General features: G+C 50.1%; 12 protein-coding genes and 7 pseudogenes. 13 read left to right on the top strand and 6 right to left on the bottom strand.

The annotated features are described in order from the left end of the window. Positions 1-6 precede the first annotated feature (6 nt). The 4 genes and pseudogenes from yajC to AACL06_RS05885 form a co-directional block, all read right to left on the bottom strand. Positions 7-339, bottom strand: coding sequence for a preprotein translocase subunit YajC (gene yajC, locus AACL06_RS05900; RefSeq protein WP_339036451.1), 333 nt, complete (start codon positions 337-339; stop codon positions 7-9). Positions 340-736: 397 nt separating this feature from the next. Beyond that, a complete protein-coding gene (gene tgt / locus AACL06_RS05895) occupies positions 737-1,861 on the bottom strand; it encodes a tRNA guanosine(34) transglycosylase Tgt (RefSeq protein WP_339036449.1) in 1,125 nt (374 codons plus the stop codon). A 165-nt stretch (positions 1,862-2,026) separates the two neighbouring features. Beyond that, positions 2,027-2,950, bottom strand: a pseudogene (locus AACL06_RS05890) (IS5 family transposase). Next, complete coding sequence (locus AACL06_RS05885; protein WP_339036447.1) at positions 2,883-3,044, bottom strand: hypothetical protein; 162 nt, start codon at positions 3,042-3,044, stop codon at positions 2,883-2,885. Before AACL06_RS05885 ends, AACL06_RS05890 begins: the two are co-directional and overlap by 68 nt. A gap of 69 nt (positions 3,045-3,113) precedes the next feature. Here AACL06_RS05885 and lpxM point away from each other — a divergent pair, with 69 nt between their 5' ends. Continuing rightward, a complete protein-coding gene (gene lpxM / locus AACL06_RS05880) occupies positions 3,114-4,082 on the top strand; it encodes a lauroyl-Kdo(2)-lipid IV(A) myristoyltransferase (protein ID WP_339036446.1) in 969 nt (322 codons plus the stop codon). Between the two features lie 116 nt (positions 4,083-4,198). Here the strand turns inward: lpxM and pyk are convergent. Further along, a pseudogene (gene pyk, locus AACL06_RS05875) lies at positions 4,199-5,620 on the bottom strand (pyruvate kinase). Positions 5,621-6,218: 598 nt separating this feature from the next. Between pyk and sulA the strand changes: the two are divergent. Together sulA and ompA are read left to right on the top strand one after the other, a co-directional pair. Continuing rightward, a pseudogene (gene sulA, locus AACL06_RS05870) lies at positions 6,219-6,741 on the top strand (SOS-induced cell division inhibitor SulA). A gap of 356 nt (positions 6,742-7,097) precedes the next feature. Then, entirely contained in the window at positions 7,098-8,165 is a 1,068-nt protein-coding gene (ompA, locus tag AACL06_RS05865) for a porin OmpA (RefSeq protein ID WP_339038311.1), read from the top strand. Between the two features lie 58 nt (positions 8,166-8,223). Here ompA and AACL06_RS05860 read toward each other — a convergent pair. After that, positions 8,224-8,578: pseudogene (locus AACL06_RS05860) on the bottom strand (IS4 family transposase); the annotation flags it as partial. Between the two features lie 69 nt (positions 8,579-8,647). Between AACL06_RS05860 and AACL06_RS05855 the strand changes: the two are divergent. The 10 genes and pseudogenes from AACL06_RS05855 to AACL06_RS05810 form a co-directional block, all read left to right on the top strand. After that, a pseudogene (locus AACL06_RS05855) lies at positions 8,648-8,845 on the top strand (transposase); the annotation flags it as partial. 9 nt (positions 8,846-8,854) lie between these two features. Further along, positions 8,855-8,983, top strand: a pseudogene (locus AACL06_RS05850) (spermidine acetyltransferase); the annotation flags it as partial. A 199-nt stretch (positions 8,984-9,182) separates the two neighbouring features. Continuing rightward, positions 9,183-11,246: a polyphosphate kinase 1 gene (gene ppk1 / locus AACL06_RS05845; protein WP_339036444.1), complete on the top strand. Its 2,064-nt coding sequence runs from the start codon at positions 9,183-9,185 to the stop codon at positions 11,244-11,246. Between the two features lie 10 nt (positions 11,247-11,256). Continuing rightward, complete coding sequence (gene ppx, locus AACL06_RS05840) at positions 11,257-12,774, top strand: exopolyphosphatase (RefSeq protein ID WP_339036442.1); 1,518 nt, start codon at positions 11,257-11,259, stop codon at positions 12,772-12,774. Positions 12,775-13,199: 425 nt separating this feature from the next. After that, positions 13,200-14,633, top strand: coding sequence for a magnesium transporter (gene mgtE / locus AACL06_RS05835; protein WP_339036440.1), 1,434 nt, complete (start codon positions 13,200-13,202; stop codon positions 14,631-14,633). A 624-nt stretch (positions 14,634-15,257) separates the two neighbouring features. Then, a complete protein-coding gene (rfaD, locus tag AACL06_RS05830) occupies positions 15,258-16,193 on the top strand; it encodes an ADP-glyceromanno-heptose 6-epimerase (RefSeq protein WP_339036438.1) in 936 nt (311 codons plus the stop codon). Between the two features lie 6 nt (positions 16,194-16,199). After that, a complete protein-coding gene (gene rfaF / locus AACL06_RS05825; RefSeq protein ID WP_339036436.1) occupies positions 16,200-17,246 on the top strand; it encodes an ADP-heptose--LPS heptosyltransferase RfaF in 1,047 nt (348 codons plus the stop codon). A 2-nt stretch (positions 17,247-17,248) separates the two neighbouring features. Then, the gene (rfaC, locus tag AACL06_RS05820; RefSeq protein ID WP_339036434.1) at positions 17,249-18,217 is read left to right on the top strand and encodes a lipopolysaccharide heptosyltransferase RfaC; all 969 of its coding nucleotides are present in this window, start codon (positions 17,249-17,251) and stop codon (positions 18,215-18,217) included. After that, positions 18,207-18,368, top strand: a complete 162-nt coding sequence (locus AACL06_RS05815) for a hypothetical protein (RefSeq protein ID WP_339036432.1) — start codon at positions 18,207-18,209, stop codon at positions 18,366-18,368. The genes rfaC and AACL06_RS05815 overlap by 11 nt, the downstream gene beginning before the upstream one ends. Continuing rightward, positions 18,301-19,221 (top strand): annotated as a pseudogene (locus AACL06_RS05810) (IS5 family transposase). The gene AACL06_RS05815 and the pseudogene AACL06_RS05810 overlap by 68 nt, the downstream one beginning before the upstream one ends. The last annotated feature ends 59 nt before the right edge of the window (positions 19,222-19,280 follow it).

Here is a 19,280-nt window from a genome sequence, read left to right as displayed (position 1 = left end):
AAAAAATTATAGGGCCTTCATGGTACCTTTCGGCAGAACGGCAGCCACGAAGTCACGCTTGATCATCACTTCCGTGGTGTCGTTTAACGCAATAGTGATAATGCCGGTGTCGGCCACTTTGGCCACGCTTCCAATTAGGCCACCGGTAGTCATGACTTCATCACCCTTGCCGATGGAATCCATAAGTTTTTTATGATCTTTAGCGCGTTTCTGCTGAGGCCGTAGGATCATGAAATAGAAAATCAGACCGAACATCACTAGCATAACGATCAGAGAGTACGGGCTCCCCTGAGCCGGAGCCCCTGGGGATGCGATGGCGTCAGACATGAAAAAGCTCATTAAAATTCCCTAATTAAGTTATCAATTATTATACCCGTCATACTGCAAGTTGCCTGTGCGTCAGTTTCCCTCACTCACCCTAGTCACTAAGAACTTATCCAATTAGGCTATTTTTTGCCATTTTAGCCCTGGGAAGTGCTCACCCTCCTCACGTACGCCATGTACGCCACGGTTGTTGCACGCTGTCCTGGTGCAAACTGGCTGCAACAATTTACGCTTACTGGGATAGGCGCTACGTTGCCGCCTGCCTGCAACTCAAATTATTTAGGGTATAGATTAAGCAATTCTACCCTTCATCTTTCAAACTACAGCGGTGTTGGCTTCCCTCTCCCCATCACATAGCACTCTAGGCCATGGGGATTCGTTTGGTCGCCGCCTTGCCGTATTTTGAGGTCTATTAGGTATTTAAAGGTGGAATCGGCTTGCAGAGCCGACCATAAAAATCCGCAACAAATAGCGCTAATTTACCCTCTTCAATAGCCTGGCGTAAACCCGCCATTAGACACTGGTAATAACGCAGGTTATGAATTGTGTTCAATCTAGCCCCCAGTATTTCGTGGCAATGATCAAGATGATGCAAATAGGCACGGCTGTAATGGCGACAAGTATAGCAGTCACAGTCTTTATCCAACGGAGAAATATCATCTTTATACTTGGCATTACGAATTTTAACCACACCGTCAGTGACGAACAGATGACCGTTGCGGGCATTACGAGTTGGCATCACGCAATCGAACATGTCAATGCCGCGACGCACACCCTCCACCAAATCTTCAGGCTTGCCGACACCCATCAGATAGCGTGGCTTATCTGGTGGAATTTGCGGGCAAACCTGTTCGAGAATGCGGTGCATAGCCTCTTTTGGCTCCCCCACTGCCAAGCCGCCAACAGCGTAACCATCAAAGCCGATATCCACCAGCCCTTTTACTGAAGCATCACGTAAATCTTCGTAAACGCCACCCTGGATAATGCCGAATAAAGCATTTTTATTCTTCAACTCGTCAAAACGTTGACGGCTGCGCTGCGCCCAGCGAAGTGACAGCTTCATCGAACGCTTGGCGTAATCCCAATCGGCTGGGTACGGCGTGCACTCGTCAAAGATCATCACAATATCAGAACCTAGGTCATACTGGATTTCCATCGATTTTTCAGGGCTAAGAAATACTTTGTCGCCGTTGATCGGGTTACGGAAATGGACGCCTTCCTCTTTAATCTTGCGCATCGCGCCCAGGCTAAACACTTGAAAGCCACCGGAATCAGTGAGGATCGGGCCGTGCCACTGCATGAAATCGTGTAAGTCACCGTGCAACTTTATTATCGTCTGTCCTGGACGCAGCCACAGGTGGAAGGTATTACCCAACAGGATCTGTGCACCTGTCTCTTTCACTTCTTCTGGCGTTATGCCTTTAACCGTGCCATAGGTGCCAACCGGCATAAAAGCCGGAGTTTCCACCACGCCGCGTTCAAAGATCAGGCGACCATGGCGAGCGAAGCCATCGGTTGTCTGTAATTGGTACTCCAAAAAACCTCCAGCATCAGAGAAACCAAAGGTTGCACATTCTAAACTAACGTTTTAAGCCGTACCACAAGCTAGTCAGTCAAAAATAAGTTTGTTATTTTTGTTCCCTACAGGATTCGAATCTGTGACCTATGGCTTAGATGAACGTTTAAATATAACTTATTGTAATTAATTTATTATTCTGCATTCTGAGCGAGGCTTTGTTGAATAAATCGGAATCGGGAGCGGCATCTTGTTTAATGCACAGATCATGGCCAGCGCCTCTGCAACTTGCCCATCATAATCTCGCAGCGACAGGTGACCACCAAATAGCTGTTTTACTCTGTACCTCGCTGTTGCCGCTATCGAACGTCGGTGGTAGCCTGTGATACTTTTCCACCGTGTGTTGTCTCCGGTAACGCGCTGGTGCACCACCGCTTGATTTCGCTCTGCATAGTCTGCCGACCAATAACGGGCTCCGCTTTTAGGCGGTATTAACGCCTTGAGCTTCTTGCCCCTTAACTCATCATCACACACTCGCGTATCCTAAGCCCGATCCGCCGAGGCGACTTTGATTTTACGGTACCTCTGGCGGATGAGACCTGGGAAGGCTTCGGTATCGGTGACATTGCTCAAGGAAGAGTCAGCACAGATGACCTCATGTGTTTCTGTATCTACGGCCAAATGCAGTTTTCGCCAGATACGCCGTTTTTCCTGACCGTGTTTTTTTACCTTCCACTCCGCTTCACCCAACACGTTGAGCCCAGTAGAGTCGATAACGAGGTGCGCAATTTCACCCGGCGTTGGGGTTTTAAACGGGACATGGCCGGACTTTGCCCGCTTACTGATGCAGGTGTCGTCCGGGCAGTTCAACCGCACTTTGATCAGTGTGACAATGGAGTCGACGAAGCCCTGGAGGGCGCGAAGTGTCAGGCCGAAAATCCATTTTAGCATCAATACGCTGGTGATTACCATATCGGAATAATGTGGTGGGCGACCACGCAGAGAAGGTGTTGCCTCGCAGTACCAGGCGTGAAGTGCCGTTTCATCCCCCCAGCAAGTGAGTGAGCCCCGAGTGATAAGGGCGTTGTTGTAAGCCTTCCAGTTGGTGATGTTGCACTTTTGCTGGGCCACGGAATATCGCTATTTTGACAGAAGGAGAGTGATCTGATCCTCGTCCTGGCCAAAAGTTCGATTTATTCAACAACGCCGGTATAATGGCAAAATCATTTGCTTTAATTATTATTGGCCGAGCCGCTAGGTTAAGAATTTGTGCATGCAAAGCGAAAAAAAATCGAACTTAGAGTTCATTCCGCACTTCCAGAAAGCCTTTTTCGCCCCACGCTACTGGGGCATTTGGCTGGGTATCGGCCTTATGGCGGGTATTTCGCTGGTGCCTGCGCGCCTGCGTGATCCGCTATTAGGTGCGATCGGCACATTGGCTGGTAAGTTGGCGGCAGGTGCAAGACGCCGTGCACGCATTAACCTGTTGTACTGCCTGCCCAATGCATCGGAAAGCGAACGTGAGCATATTATTGACGCCATGTTCGCCTGCGCGCCGCAATCGATGGTGCTGATGGCCGAGCTGGCCTGTACCAAAGCGGAAAAAGTGCTGAAACGCGTGCATTGGCACGGCGAAGAGGTGCTAGATAAAATACGTGGGGAAGAACGTAATGTAATATTTTTGGTGCCGCATGGTTGGGCGGTGGATGTGCCCGCGATGCTTATGGCAGCGCGTGGGCAGTCGATGGCGGCGATGTTCCATAACCAACGTAATCCACTGATCGACTACATGTGGAACGCCGTGCGCCGCAAGTTTGGCGGACGTATGCATGCGCGTAATGACGGCATCAAGCCTTTTATCCACTCGGTACGTCAAGGATTTTGGGGATATTATTTACCAGATCAGGATCACGGTGTAGAGCACAGCGAATTCGTTGATTTCTTTGCTACCTATAAGGCAACACTGCCAGCCGTTGGTCGCTTGATGAAAGTGTGCCGTGCTGCGATCGTGCCGCTGTTTCCAGTATATGATGGTAAAGCTAGCAGGTTGAATATCTATATCCGCGAGCCAATGGATGATTTGGCTGAGGCGGACGACGCGCGCATCGCCCGCCGTATGAATGAAGAAGTGGAAAACTTGGTGGGGCCGAATCCTGAACAGTACACCTGGATCTTGAAAATGCTGAAAACGCGTAAAGAAGGGGAGATGGAGCCTTACTCGCGTGATGATCTATATCGCTAAACCACGCTCACAGTTTGATGATCAAAGACTGAACTCACCCAATGGTACAGCAGTTATGGTGAAGGAACAATGAAAAATGCCAGCCAGCGCTCCCTGCCATGGCTTTGCAGTAGTCATTACTCGACGCGTAGGATGCGGCAGGTATTGGTGGTGCCGATAGTTTCCATCACGTCACCTTGGGTGACGATCGACAGAAACCAGAAAGCCTTTATCACGCAGGTGGCTCACAGCGTCAGTGGCGGTGATGACATGACCATCGCGGCTATAGAAGTACACCGGCGTTACGCCCCGGTACAGTGCAGTCAGGTTCAGCGTGTGTTCATGGCGAGACATGGCGAAGATCGTAAGGCTGGAACTGATAAGCGACATCATCACGGCGGTGCAGCCGGATTTGGTCATGGCGATCAGTGCGGTAACCCCTTTCAGGTGGTTAGCCACGTACATTTAAGACATGGCGATCGTCTCTTAAATGTTGTTGAACTGCAGAACTGCACATCCAGCCGGTGTTTGGAGACGTTGATACTGGGGATCTTCTCCGCACCCAGGCAAACGCGTGCCATTGCAGCCACGGTCTCCGCTGTGTACTGGCTAGCAGCGGTTTCCGCCGACAGCATGACAGCATCGGTACCATCCAACAATGCGTTCGATACATCCATCACTTCGGCACGGTTTGGCAGCGGGTTGGTGATCATCGATTCCATCATTTGTTTTGCGGTAATGACGGCACGGTTCAACGTATGGGTACGGCGGATCAGTTTTTTCTGGATACCGACCAGTTCTGGATCGCCACGAGCCACCATGACTACATCAAATGCCAGAATGATATCGTCCATGGCTTCATCGCTGCAAACTGCTTCGGCGCGCTCAACCTTGGAAACGATTTTGGCGTAACAACCGGCGTCACGCGCCAGACAGCAGGCGTAGTCCAAGTCTTCACCGGTATATGGGAAGGAAACGGCCAAATAGTCGACGCCAATCTTGGCGGCAGTGACGATATCGGCTAGATCTTTTTCTGTTAGTGCTTTGGCTGACAGGCCACCGCCAAGCTTGTTAATGCCTTTATTGTTGCACAACGAGCCACCCATAGTAACTTCAGTAAATACTTTCATGCCTTGAACTTGCAGTACTTTCAACTGCACGCTGCCATCGTCGAGCAGGAGTACATCGCCCGGCACCACATACTTAGGTAGACCTTTACAGTCGATACTGACTTTTACTTTATCCCCTTCGCCATGAGATAGGCTGGCATCAAGCAGGAATTTATCGCCCACGTTGAGGAAAATTTTGCCTTCCTTGAAGGTGGAAACGCGGATTTTTTGGCCCTTGTAAGTCGCCCAAAATGGCGACGTGACGTCCCAGTTTGCTAGCAATTTTAAGTACCTGGTTCGCGCGATTTTGGTGATCTTCTGGGCTGCCGTGAGAAAAATTAAGCCGAACTACGTTAGCCGAGCGGCAATGATCTTTTCTAGATTATTATCGCGGTCGGTAGCTTGCCCCAGTGTCGCAACAATCTTGGTTCTTCTGAGGCGTCTAGACATGTGTTACTCCGTTAACTGGTGAAGTAAATAGGTGGTTCCGCTAATGTTTGGCAACGAAACCAGCAGTGAAATGTAATGAAGTTTATCCGCATGTGTGTCTAATAAGCTAGCGCATTATAACCGAACGGCGAACCCACGTTGTGTGATTAAAATAATATATAAGCTGGTGGATATTAACTGAAGCTGTTTTTGGCGTAGGGTAATAGCTCCTGGAGCCTATTGTTTCGACCGGTGGGTAAGCGTGGCGTTGTTGAATAAATCGGACTTGGAATAAAAGAGTCCCCTGAAAGATGCACATTCAGGGGACTCTTTTATTCCAAGTCCGATTTATTCAACAAAGCCTGCCTTTCATACCATGCCATGATTCCCTTATAAATTATATATGATGTGTCATCTTTCACATCATTGAAATAAAAAGTAACGTGAACAACTAAGTAACGTGAACAACTAATTTAGAAAAATACGCACTATCTTCTGTCATGCCAATCATAAAAAACGCCCGTACAAAAAATAATCTCGATTATGCGAAGCACTACGAAAATTTGGCTTGATCTCGTCTTTGATTGAGTATAAAATTACATTTCGAATGTGATACATTATGCATACTCAACCACGTTACCAACCTCATTTCAGCCGCCGTGCGATTGCGGCTAATAGTCCTGCCAAGAAGACCGATGTAGGCAATGAAAATAGTCTTATTAGTGAAATTGTCTACAATGAATAACAACCTATCCTCGCACAGCTGTTGCTGCCCCTGTTGAAACAACTCAGCAGACAATCTCGCTGGCTACTTTGGCTGACGCCACAACAGAAATTAAACAAAATAGAAATTAAACAAACTGTGGCTGTAGCAATCCGACCTACCGATCGAAAAGGTGATGCAACTAAGCCAGATCACCCCATTAGCGATGGTTGAGGCAATGGAAAAAGCACTACTGACGGGGAATTACAGCGTTGCTCTCGGCTGGTTGCCCGAACTAACGGAGGAGGATCGTCTAAAATTAAGGCAAACGGCAGAACTGGGTAGCACATATGGGTTCATTATGCGTCCGCCACCTGCCCCTCATCCTGATCACAGGCACTGTTCCACCCTAAAAATTAACTCTTTTTTGTATCATTAAGTAACTTTGTGATTATTATCACCAATTGTATCCCCTGTTAAGGGAATCGCTGCAAGATCATGCACAAAGCGAGTTAGGCTGAGGTTTCACGTAAAAAAATACGCAATATATAATTCCATTTTTACCGATTACTGTTAGCAAATATTTATAATTATGCGTCTTTTTTTTAGGGCTTTAGCACATCACACTTGTAACTTTCGCGCCACGTTGTAGACTTTATATCGTCAGGGTTGCTCTGTAACGCCAGAAAAGCTTGTCGAGTAACAAGGGAGTTCAAACCTTGACAAAGGAATTTAACCAAGGGCTTAAAACAGCTATTAAGGCTCTTTGCCTATTTGGATGACAACGAGGCGCAAATGAAAAAGACAGCTATCGCATTAGCACTGGCTGGCTTCGCTACCGTAGCGCAAGCCACTCCAAAAGATAACACTTGGTACACTGGTGCTAAACTGGGCTGGCCCCAGTACCATGACGCAGGTTTTTACAGCAACGGTTACCAAGATGGCATCGGTAATCGTCCGACCCACAAAAATGAGCTGGGTGCTGGCGCGTTTCTGGGCTACCAAGCAAACCAATATCTGGGCTTGGAACTGGGCTATGACTGGCTTGGCTGTATGCCTCACAAAGGCAGTGTGAATAATGGCGCTTTCAAAGCGCAAGGTGTTCAACTGGCAGCTAAATTGAGCTACCCAATTGTTGACAATCTGGACATTTACACGCGTCTAGGTGGTATGGTTTGGCGTGCAGACTCCAAAGCTAGCTACGACAACGTTCGTCGTCTGAGCTCCAACGATACTGGCGTTTCTCCGTTGGCTGCTATTGGTGTTGAATACGCACTGACCAAAAACTTGGCTACCCGCCTGGACTACCAATTCGTCAGCAACATTGGTGATGCTGGTGCTGTCGGTGCACGTCCAGATAACACCATGCTAAGCCTGGGTGTTTCTTATCATTTCGGCCAGAATGATGTTATAGCTCCAGTTGTGTCAGCTCCGGCACCTGTTGTTGAAACCAAGCGTTTCACTTTGAAATCTGACGTGCTGTTCAATTTCAACAAATCTACTCTGAAAGCAGAAGGTCAACAGTCTCTGGAACAACTGTACACTCAGTTAAGCTCCATGGATCCTAAAGACAGTTCTGTCATCGTTCTAGGCTATACAGATGCTGTAGGTTCTGAGCAGTACAACCAGACGCTATCTGAAAAACGCGCGCTCAGCGTTATTGACTTCCTTATTTCTAAAGGCATCCCATCAGACAAAATCTCTACACGTGGCATGGGCAAAGCTGATTCCACCACTGGTAACACCTGTGGCTACAAATCTGGCCGCGCTACCAAAGCTCAGATTGACTGCCTGGCACCAGATCGTCGCGTAGAGATCGAAGTTAAAGGCATCAAAGAGGTTATAACTCAGCCACAGGTCTAAGTTATCACTGCATAGAAAAAACCTCACTATGCGCTGAGGGATCTCCACTAAATCAGCGCTAGTAAACCAATACCATATTTCGGTAGGTTTTGGCGAGGTGGTTAACAACAGCATCCAGTGCTGTTCGCTTTAAAATTAGCGGCGAATGTCTTACAACATTCTCCGCTAACGTCAGATACGAGATGACACGTCACGACTTCTGGCTGTTAGCCTGATACCTCAGATGTAATCTTTTATTTTCACCATGATATCCCAGTAACCACATTACGGCCTTAGCCAGTGTTGCCAGCAGACTCAGCACCGGCATTCACCCTGCTGTGCCACTGTGACTGGCCCAAAGAACAAAACAAAAACGCTCGGCTTTTTTCATCGCGGAAGTTCTGCTCTATCTGCATTCTGCGTCTGTACAGTTTTGTAGTGGATCAGTAATTCAGGAAACTTCTAAATCCTGTTAATGTTAAACAGTGAATATGAGGTGATGAATGATCAAAACTCGTCGGACTAAACGTACATTTTCCCGGGAGTTCAAACTCGACGCTATTGATCAGGTGGTTAAAGACCAGCGCGATCCCCGGGAGGTTGCTCTGGCACTCGAACTCAATCCTGACCCTCTGCGCGAATGGATACAGCTGTATAAACAAGAAATTCTGGATATTGAGCCGGTTGGGAATACCATTACAACAACGCCTGTAGAAGGCGAACTGATCGATGAGTTCTTTGTCAGTGGCGAATACCGCACCGTATTGCGCATGTGTATCTTCCAGCCGCAGTACCTGGAGAAGTTCATGATCCTCAGCGATAAACCGTTGGTGAAATGAAAAACCGCTAAAGCGATCTTTTGTTATTTAAATTCGAATAATCGGCCATAACGCCTGCTATTATAATGCCTTGATACGGCTGACGTATCATCACGCACAGGATAGTTAGACTTTCCTGCCCATCTCTCGCGATAATGAAAAATAGAGCAATATCCGGATGTTGCATCCCGGATCTTTTCTAAATTGAATGGGAGCAGTCATGGGTCAGGAAAAGCTCTACATCGAAAAAGAACTAAGCTGGTTATCCTTTAATGAACGCGTATTGCAGGAAGCCGCAGATAAAAGCAATCCACTGATTGAGCGCATGCATTTTCTCGGCATTTACTCCAACAACCTCGACGAGTTCTATAAAGTCCGCTTTGCCGATCTCAAGCGGCGCATCTTGATCAATGAAGAGCAAGGCTCCGCTGACGACTCCCGCCACCTACTAAAAAAAATTCAGGCCAAAGTGTTAGAAACCGATCAGGAGTTCGACAGCCTGTATAACGATCTATTGCTGGAGATGGCACGCAACCAAATCTTCCTGATCAACGAACGCCAAATTTCGGAAAACCAGCAAATTTGGCTAAGGCAGTATTTCAAACAGCAATTGCGCCAGCACATCACGCCAATCTTGATCAATTACGACACCAATCTGGCAAAGTTCCTAAAAGACGATTACACCTATCTGGCGGTAGAGATTATCCAGTGGACACGCATCGACTACGCGCTGCTGGAAATCCCATCCGACAAAGTGCCACGCTTGGTCAATCTGCCGCCAGAAGCGCCACGCAACCGCAAGCCGATGATCCTGCTGGACAACATTTTACGCTACTGCCTGGATGATATCTTCAAGGGTTTCTTCGACTACGATGCACTTAACGCCTACTCGATGAAAATGACCCGCGATGCTGAATACGACCTGGTCACCGAGATGGAAACCAGCCTATTAGAACTGATGTCTTCCAGTTTGAAGCAACGCCTCACCGCCGAGCCAGTACGCTTCGTCTACCAAAGTGATATGCCGAACCCGATGGTGGAGTTGCTGTGCGGCAAGCTCGGCATCACCAACTACGATTCAGTTATCGCAGGTGGCCGCTACTATAATTTCAAAGACTTCATCGGCTTTCCGAATGTCGGCAAAGCCAACCTGGTCAACAAGCCACTGCCACGGCTACGCCTTAGCTGGTTCGACCGCTTCCGCAACGGCTTTGATGCCATCCGCGAAAAAGACGTGCTGCTGTATTACCCCTACCACACCTTCGAGCATGTGCTGGAGCTGCTACTTCAGGCATCGTTCGATCCCAGCGTACTCGCGATAAAGATCAATATTTACCGCGTGGCGAAGGACTCACGCATCATCGAATCGATGATCCATGCCGCGCACAATGGCAAAAAGGTCACGGTAGTGGTCGAGCTGCAAGCACGCTTTGATGAAGCGGCCAATATCCACTGGGCCAAGCGCCTGACCGAAGCTGGCGTACACGTTATTTTCTCGGCACCAGGGCTGAAAATTCATGCCAAACTATTCTTGATTTCGCGCCGTGAAAGCGAAGCAATCGTGCGTTATGCCCATATCGGCACCGGTAATTTTAATGAAAAGACGGCACGTAGCTATACCGACTATTCGTTGCTGACTGCGGACTCGCGCATCACCAAAGAAGTGCGCCGGGTGTTCAACTTTATTGAGAACCCGTACCGGCCAGTCACCTTCAACCACCTGATGGTGTCGCCACAGAACTCACGGCTGAAACTGTATCAACTGATCGACAACGAAATCGCCAATGCCCAGGCTGGACAGCAATCTGGGATTATGCTAAAAATCAATAACTTAGTAGATAAGGAGTTGGTAGATAGGTTATATAATGCCTCCGCTGCTGGGGTGAAAATCCGCCTGTTGGTGCGTGGCATGTGTTCTTTGATTCCCCACTTGCCGGGTATCAGTGACAATATCCAGGTAATCAGCATCGTTGACCGCTATCTGGAACACGATCGGGTCTACGTTTTCACCAACAAAGGTGACAAACAGGTTTATCTGTCCTCCGCCGACTGGATGACCCGTAACATAGATTACCGAATCGAAGTGGCAGTATCGCTACTTGACCCAATGTTGAAACAGCGCGTTCTGGATATTCTAGAGATTCTGTTCAGCGATACAGTCAAAGCCCGCTATCTAGATAAAAAACTGAGCAACCAGTACATGAAACGCGGTAATCGCCGGAAGATACGCGCTCAGGTCACTATTTATGAATATTTGAAAGCTCTGGAACAACCCGGACAATAGGCCAGCCACTATGCCGCTAAAAAGCACTGCAACCACTAAACCACAGGAATTCTCTGCCATCGACCTCGGCTCGAACAATTTTCACATGGTGATAGCCCGCGTCGTCAACGGTGCCTTACAAGTGTTGAGCCGCTTAAAACAGCGGGTGTTCCTCGCCGAAGGATTGGACAGCGACAATGTGCTCAACGAAGAGGCGATAACACGCGGCCTGGCTTGCCTGGCACTGTTCGCTGAACGGCTACGGGGTTTCCCGGCGGATAATATCACCATCGTCGGTACCCATGCCCTGCGCCGAGCGGTAAATGCGGAAGTGTTCCTCAAGCGCGCTGCCAAAGTCATACCCTATGCAATCGAAATTATCGCCGGTCAAGAAGAAGCGCGTCTGATCTTTATGGGAGTGGCGCATACCCAGCCAGAAAAAGGCCGTAAGCTGGTGGTCGACATCGGTGGCGGTTCCACCGAGCTGGTAATCGGTGAAGACTTTGAACCGCTGTTAGCGGAAAGCCGCCACATGGGCTGCGTCAGCTTCGCCCAGATGTTTTTCCCCGGCAGGGAGATCAGCAAAAAAAGCTTCCGCCGCGCACGTCTGGCGGCAGCACAGAAGCTCGAGTCCCTAGCCTGGCAGTACCGCATTCAGGGCTGGCAGCATGCGCTGGGCACTTCTAGCACCATCAAGGCCACTCACGAAGTGCTGGTGGCGATGGGCAAGAAAGATGGCTTGATCACCCTGGATCGGCTGGAGATGCTCGCCGAGCAGGTGCTACCATATAAAAATTTCAGTTCGCTGAGCTTGCCAGGGCTGTCAGAAGAGCGCCAGCCGTTATTCGTAGCGGGTCTTGCCATCCTGTGCGGCGTATTTGACGCGCTGGCGATCGGAGAGTTGCGCCTTTCCGGTGGTGCATTGCGTGAAGGTGTGTTGTATGAAATGGAAGGCCGTTTCCGCCATCAGGACATCCGCAGTCGCACAGCCAAAAGCCTGGCCGATCACTACAACATTGACAGTGAGCAAGCCAAGCGGGTGTTGGAAACGAGCGAACTATTATATTCACAGTGGATGGTGCAAAACACCAAACTGGTACAGCCGCAATTGGAAGCGTTACTAAAATGGGCCGCCATGCTGCACGAAGTGGGGCTCAGCATCAACCAAAACGGGATGCAACGCCATTCGGCCTACATCCTTCAGCACTCCAACCTGCCGGGCTTCAACCAGGAACAACAACTGCTGCTGGCAGTACTGGTGCGCTTGCACCGCAAAGCTATCAAGCTAGAAGAGTTTCCTCGCCTGAACCTGTTCAAGAAAAAGCATTACCTGCCGCTGATTAAACTACTGCGCCTGAGCATCTTGCTCAACAACCAGCGCCAGTCAACCTCCACACCGGAGACCTTGCATCTTAGCACCCACAACAACCATTGGACGCTATGTTTCCCATGCGGGTATTTGGCGCAAAATAACCTGGTGCAGTTGGATCTCGAACGTGAGCAGGCTTATTGGAGCGACATCGTGGGCTGGAAGCTGATGATTGAGTAAGAATGCACGGTAGGATGCGCAATGTTCAGCCTAGGCTTTTCGGCGTTAATGGCCAAGAAGCGATCGTAGCCCCGTCGGTCATGGAGGTGCAGGGAACAACCAGCCGACAACGCGGAGTATCGGCATTAGGGGCGTGATCCGAGGAACTGGGGCCATTGCCGGACACAGTCTAGCGACAGCAACCAGAAATAAATGAATAATTTTGTCATCACCGCCTGAAATTCTGGTTATAATATTCATTATCAAGTCGCATAGAAAATCGGTACTGCTGGCGATATATGCGTAAAATAACTCCTGGAAAAACAACGAAAATTCCGAGAAAATTAGGACAGATTGCCATGAAACTCATCCATTTCATCCAATGACATCTGTACAATGCCTTCTATCGTTGAAAGAGTCCCAGCCAGTACCTGTTAAGGAATACCATGTCTGCCGCTACACATAATGTCAAAAAAGTCGCTGAATACCGCCAACACATTATTTCGCTGCTACTAAATAATAAGGATCTGGTCGACGGCATACTCGGCCATCCGGGGGATGAAACTGCCCTCAGTCAGCACGAACTGCTAAACCAAACAGCGGAGATCTCCAGCCTGCTGGACGACATGCACGCCGCCGACCTGGCAGACCTGTTGGAAGCATTGCCGCAGGATGAACGCTTGGCGCTATGGCGGCTGGTGGGCAACAGTAAACGCGGCCAAACATTGGTGGAAGTGGCCGAACCGGTGTGGGATAGTTTGCTCGAAGAGATGAGCGATAAGGACCTGCTTAAGGCGATCAAGGAGCTGGACGTCGACGAACAAGCCTACCTGGCACAATACCTGCCGCGTAACCTGATGGGGCGGTTGCTGACCTCTCTGGAACCGGAGCAGCGCGCTCAGGTGCGAGAGATGAGCCATTACGGGAAAGACACCGTTGGCTGGATGATGGATTTTGAACTGGTGACAGTGCGCCCAGATGTCACACTCGGCGCGGTGCACCGCCTCCTACGCATGCGCAAAACCATTCCAGACGCCACCGACAAACTGTTCGTCACCGATCGTAAAAACACCCTGCTGGGTGAATTACTACTCACTGCGGTGCTAATCAACGATCCAGAGACGCCAGTGCGTGAAGTCATGGACCACGATCCCACCCGCTTTCAACCAGAAGATAAAGCCGATGAAGCAGCCAGCGCTTTCGAACGTTATGATCTGATCAGTGCCCCGGTGATCGACGCCAAAGGCAAGTTGATGGGTCGCCTGACCATTGAAGAAATCGTCGATGCGGTCAACGAAGAAAGTGACAGCAATCTGCGCCGTTTAGGGGGCTTAAGCCCGGAAGAAGATGTGTTCGCTACAGTCAGCAAGGCGGTGAAAACTCGCTGGACCTGGTTGGCGATCAACCTATGCACGGCGTTTATTGCCTCAAGAGTTATCGGCTTATTCGAACACACCATATCTCAACTGGTGGCATTGGCGGCATTAATGCCTATCGTCGCTGGCATCGGTGGCAATACCGGCAATCAAACCATCACCATGATCGTCCGTGCGCTGGCGCTGCACCAAATCGAAGCCGGCAACATTTCACGCCTGCTGCTCAGGGAACTGGGGGTCGCGCTCATCAACGGTGTTGTATGGGGCGGGATCATGGGCGTGGTCACTTGGCTGCTGTATGGCGATCTAGCGATGGGCGGGGTGATGACACTGGCGATGATCCTCAACCTGCTGGTGGCAGCGCTAATGGGGGTGATGATCCCGATGACCATGATCAAACTGGGGCGCGATCCGGCGGTCGGTTCCAGCGTAATGATCACCGCACTGACTGATACCGGTGGTTTCTTCATCTTCCTTGGCCTCGCGACGTTGTTTTTGCTGTAATCTTGGACTCGCCGCCTGCAGAAATGAGTTATTCATCAGGCGGCTGCTCCCAAGATGCTCGATCCCCTATTACTTTACCCGGTGTGCCATAACATCCTGATATTTATAGCTATGAGGATGTCAACGCCTTCTTCTGCAAAATTCCGTATACCCGCTTTGTGTTTGATGCTGGGATTGTTAGTATAAATCATGGCGCGTTTCCTGATGCTTCATATCAGGAAACGTACCCATACCAAAACCGGTAACGCTCACCTTTCAAAGCTCAATGTCAGATCAAGTCTTTCTCCATGATGCCTTCGCTGACCCCAATGATTATCCTGTAAGGAGTGTGATTTTTGCGGTTGAGTTCCCCCCTGCTCCTTAGGAGAGAAATTTCACCGCCATGAATGTAAAAAAGCCAAAATTTCCAGCCTTGCAGCGTGTTGATAACCCGTAAGAGATGTCTTTCCAGGGGTTATTTTTTTGAATAACCAATATAGGAGATGGCAAACTTTTGGCGTCATCAGCATTGCGGGATATTCGAAGCCCTTCCGCTATTTGCAGCGGTATGAAATGCTATTATGGGCGGCAATGATTAAACGTGGGGCACTGTGCCTCACCAGGAATATTAATAGGGGCTACCCAATGATTATCGTCACTGGCGGTGCTGGCATGATTGGCAGCAATATCGTTAATGCACTGAATGACAAAGGATACCGCGATATTTTGGTGGTAGATAACCTGAAAGACGGCACCAAATTTGTCAACCTGGTCGATCTTGATATCGCCGACTATATCGATAAAGAAGATTTTATCGCTAGGATCGTGGCGGGTGACGATCTGGGGGATATTAAGGCAATATTCCACAAAGGTGCCTGTTCCTATACCACCGAATGGGATGGCAAGTACATGATGGATAACAACTATCAGTACTCTAAAGATATTCTGTACTACTGTCTGGATCGCGAGATCCCATTCCTATACGCCTCATCTGCTGCCACCTATGGTGCCCGTGAAACGTTTATCGAAGAGCGTCAATATGAAGAGCCATTGAACGTTTACGGCTACACCAAGTTTCTATTTGATCAGTACGTACGTAAAATCCTGCCTAAGGCAAACTCGCCGATCTGCGGCTTCCGTTATTTCAACGTCTACGGCCCGCGCGAAGGCCACAAAGGCAGTATGGCGAGCGTTGCTTTTCATCTGAATAGCCAGATTAACTGTGGCGAAAACCCAAAACTGTTCGCTGGTAGTGAAAACTTCAAGCGTGACTTTATCTATGTTGGCGATGTGGCAGCGGTCAACCTGTGGTTCTGGGAAAACGGCAAGTCAGGCATTTTTAACTGCGGAACTGGGCAAGCGGAAAGCTTCCAAGTGGTCGCCGATGCGGTGATAGATTTTCACCAAAAAGGCAAGGTGGAATCCATTGAGTTCCCGCAAAAGCTGAATGGCTGCTATCAGGCATACACCCAGGCCGATCTCACCAAGCTGCGCGCCGCTGGCTATGATGAGCCGTTTAAAACGGTCGTGAAAGGGGTTAAAGAGTACATGGCTTGGTTGAATCGTACCGTTATACGCTGAAGGAATATGAAAATACTGGTTATCGGCCCGTCATGGGTTGGCGACATGATGATGTCGCAGAGTCTCTATCGTATCCTTAAGGCCGAATATCCGTCTGCGGAAATCGATGTGATGGCGGCAGCCTGGTGTCGCCCATTGCTGGCGCGTATGCCGGAAGTTCATCAGGCGCTGCCGATGCCGCTGGGTCACGGTACTTTGGCCATCGGCGAACGCTGGCGTCTCGGCTATGCCCTACGCGCAAACCAGTATGATCATGCTTATGTATTGCCCAATTCGTTTAAATCCGCGTTGGTGCCGTTTTTCGCCAATGTGCCACAGCGTACCGGGTGGCGCGGTGAAATACGTTACGGTCTGCTGAATGATATCCGCGTGCTTGATAAAGGCGCCTTCCCGTTGATGGTTCAGCGCTATGTGGCGTTGGCTTATGACAAAGGGCGCATTCATTGCGCTGACGATCTGCCTCAACCACTGTTGTGGCCACAGATACAGGTCAGCGAAGAAGAGATCGCCAAGACCACTACCGCGTTCAATTTGACCGATCATCGGCCGATGATCGGCTTTTGCCCAGGGGCAGAGTTTGGCCCGGCAAAACGTTGGCCGCACTATCACTATGCCACATTGGCACAGAGGTTGATCGAGCAGTGCTATCAAATTGCGCTGTTCGGCTCGGCAAAAGACTACGCAGCTGGCGAGGAAATCCGCACGGCATTGCAGGCAAATGCCCGCGATTGTTGCATCAATCTGGCCGGGAAAACCCAGTTGGAGCAGGCAGTGATCTTGATCGCCTCCTGCCAGGCGATAGTCAGCAACGATTCCGGTCTGATGCACATTACCGCTGCATTGAATAAACCAATGATAGCCCTATACGGTCCGAGCAACCCAGATTTTACGCCGCCGCTATCCGATAAGGCTAAGGTGATTCGTGTAATCAGCGGCTACCACAAGGTGCGTAAAGGCGATGCCGATCAGGGTTATCACCAAAGCCTGATCTATATTCAGCCACTGCAGGTGTTGGAAGCGCTGACGCCGTTACTGGCTGCCAGCGAGGAATAACCATGCAGGTGTTGATTGTTAAAACTTCCTCGATGGGGGACATACTCCACACGCTTCCCGCACTGACCGATGCCATGCAAGCCATTCCGAGCATCCGCTTCGATTGGGTGGTGGAGGAAGGCTTCCGTCAAATCCCCACCTGGCATCCTGCTGTCGATCGCGTGATCCCAGTGGCTATCCGCCGTTGGCGTAAAAACTGGTTTGGTCGCGCAACGTGCCAGCAGCGCGGCGATTTCAAACGCACAGTGCAGCAACGCAGCTATGACGTCGTGATCGATGCACAGGGGCTGATTAAAAGCGCGGTGTTGATCACTCGCCTTGCTAAAGGCTGTAAACATGGCCAGGGCTGCAAGAGTGCACGCGAACCCTTCGCCAGTTGGTTCTATAATCATCGGCATGAGATCAGCAAGCAGCAGCACGCGGTAGAACGCACACGCCAACTGTTTGCCAAAAGCCTGGGTTACGACCAGCCGGGCAGCTACGGCGATTACGCCATCACTGGGCGATTTCTCAGCCAGCCGCCAGCCGATGCCGGTCAGTATCTGGTGTTTCTGCATGCAACCACGCGCGACGATAAACACTGGCCGGAACAAAACTGGCGCGAGCTGATTAGGCTGGCGGCAAACAGCGGGCTGAGGATCAAACTGCCGTGGGGCACGGACCATGAGCGCCGGCGCGCACTGCGGCTGGCAGAAGGTTTTGCGCATGTCGAGGTGCTGCCAAAGCTCAGCCTGCAACAGGTGGCCGAGGTATTGGCTGGTACTAAACGTGTGGTCTCCGTAGATACCGGGCTGAGCCACCTTGCCGCTGCGCTTAATAAGCCGAATATCATGCTGTTTGGCCCAACAGATCCTGGGCTAATCGGCGGTTATGGGCAGAATCAGTACGCCTGCCTGCCGCTGGCAGGTAACAAAATGGCGGATATCAGCGCACAACAGGTTTATGGCCTACTACAGGGCGTTGTTGAATAAATCGAACATTTGGCCGGCACGCGGCTCCGATCATTCTCCTTCTGTCAAAATCGCGACATTCCGTGGCCCAGCAAAAGTTCAACATCACCAACTGGAAGGCTTACAACAACGCCCTTATCACTCGGGGTTCACTCACTTTCTCGGTGTATGAAACGGCACTTCACGCCTGGTACTGCGAGGCAAAACCTTCTCTGCGTGGTCGCCGACAACATTATTCCGATATGGCAATGACCAGCGTAATGGCAATCACCAGCGTATTGATGCTGAAACGGATTTTCGGCCTGACACTTCGCGCCCTCCAGGGCTTCGGCGACTCCATTGTCACACTGATCAAAGTGCCGTTGAACTGCCCGGACGACACCTGCATCAGTAAGCGGGCAAAGTCCGGCCATGTCCCGTTTAAAACCGCAACGCCGGGTGAAATTGCGCACCTCGTTATCGACTCTAGCGGGCTCAACGTGTTGGGTGAAGGGGAGTGGAAAGTAAAAAAATACGGTCAGGAAAAACGGCGGATCTGGCGAAAATTGCATTTGGCCGTAGATACAGAAACACATGAGGTCATCTGTGCTGACCTTTCCTTGAGCAATGTCACCGATACCGAAGCCTTCCCAGGTCTCATCCGCCAGAGGTACCGTAAAATCAAAGTCGCCTCGGCGGATCGGGCTTAGGATACGCGAGTGTGTGATGATGAGTTAAGGCGTAAGAAGCTTAAGGCGTTAAGACCGCCCAGCAGCGGAGCCCGTTATTGGTCGGCAGACTATGCAGAGCGAAATCAAGCGGTGGCGAACCAGCGCGTTACCGGAGATAACACACGGTGGAAAAGTATCACAGGCTACTACCGACGTTCGATAGCGGCAACAGCGAGGTACAGAGTAAAACAGCTATTTGGTGGTCACCTGTCGCTGCGAGATTATGATGGGCAAGTTGCAGAGGCGCTGGCCATGATCTGTGCATTAAACAAGATGCCGCTCGCCGGTATGCCAGAAAGTGTACGCCTTGCCTGAAAGATGCCCATTTAGGGGACTCTTTTATTCCAAATCCGATTTATTCAACAAAGCCTAAT

It is taken from the genome of Serratia symbiotica (Periphyllus acericola) (assembly GCF_964019515.1).
GTDB classification, from domain to species: domain Bacteria; phylum Pseudomonadota; class Gammaproteobacteria; order Enterobacterales; family Enterobacteriaceae; genus Serratia; species Serratia symbiotica_D.
This window is presented reverse-complemented; position numbering and strand designations above follow the sequence as displayed.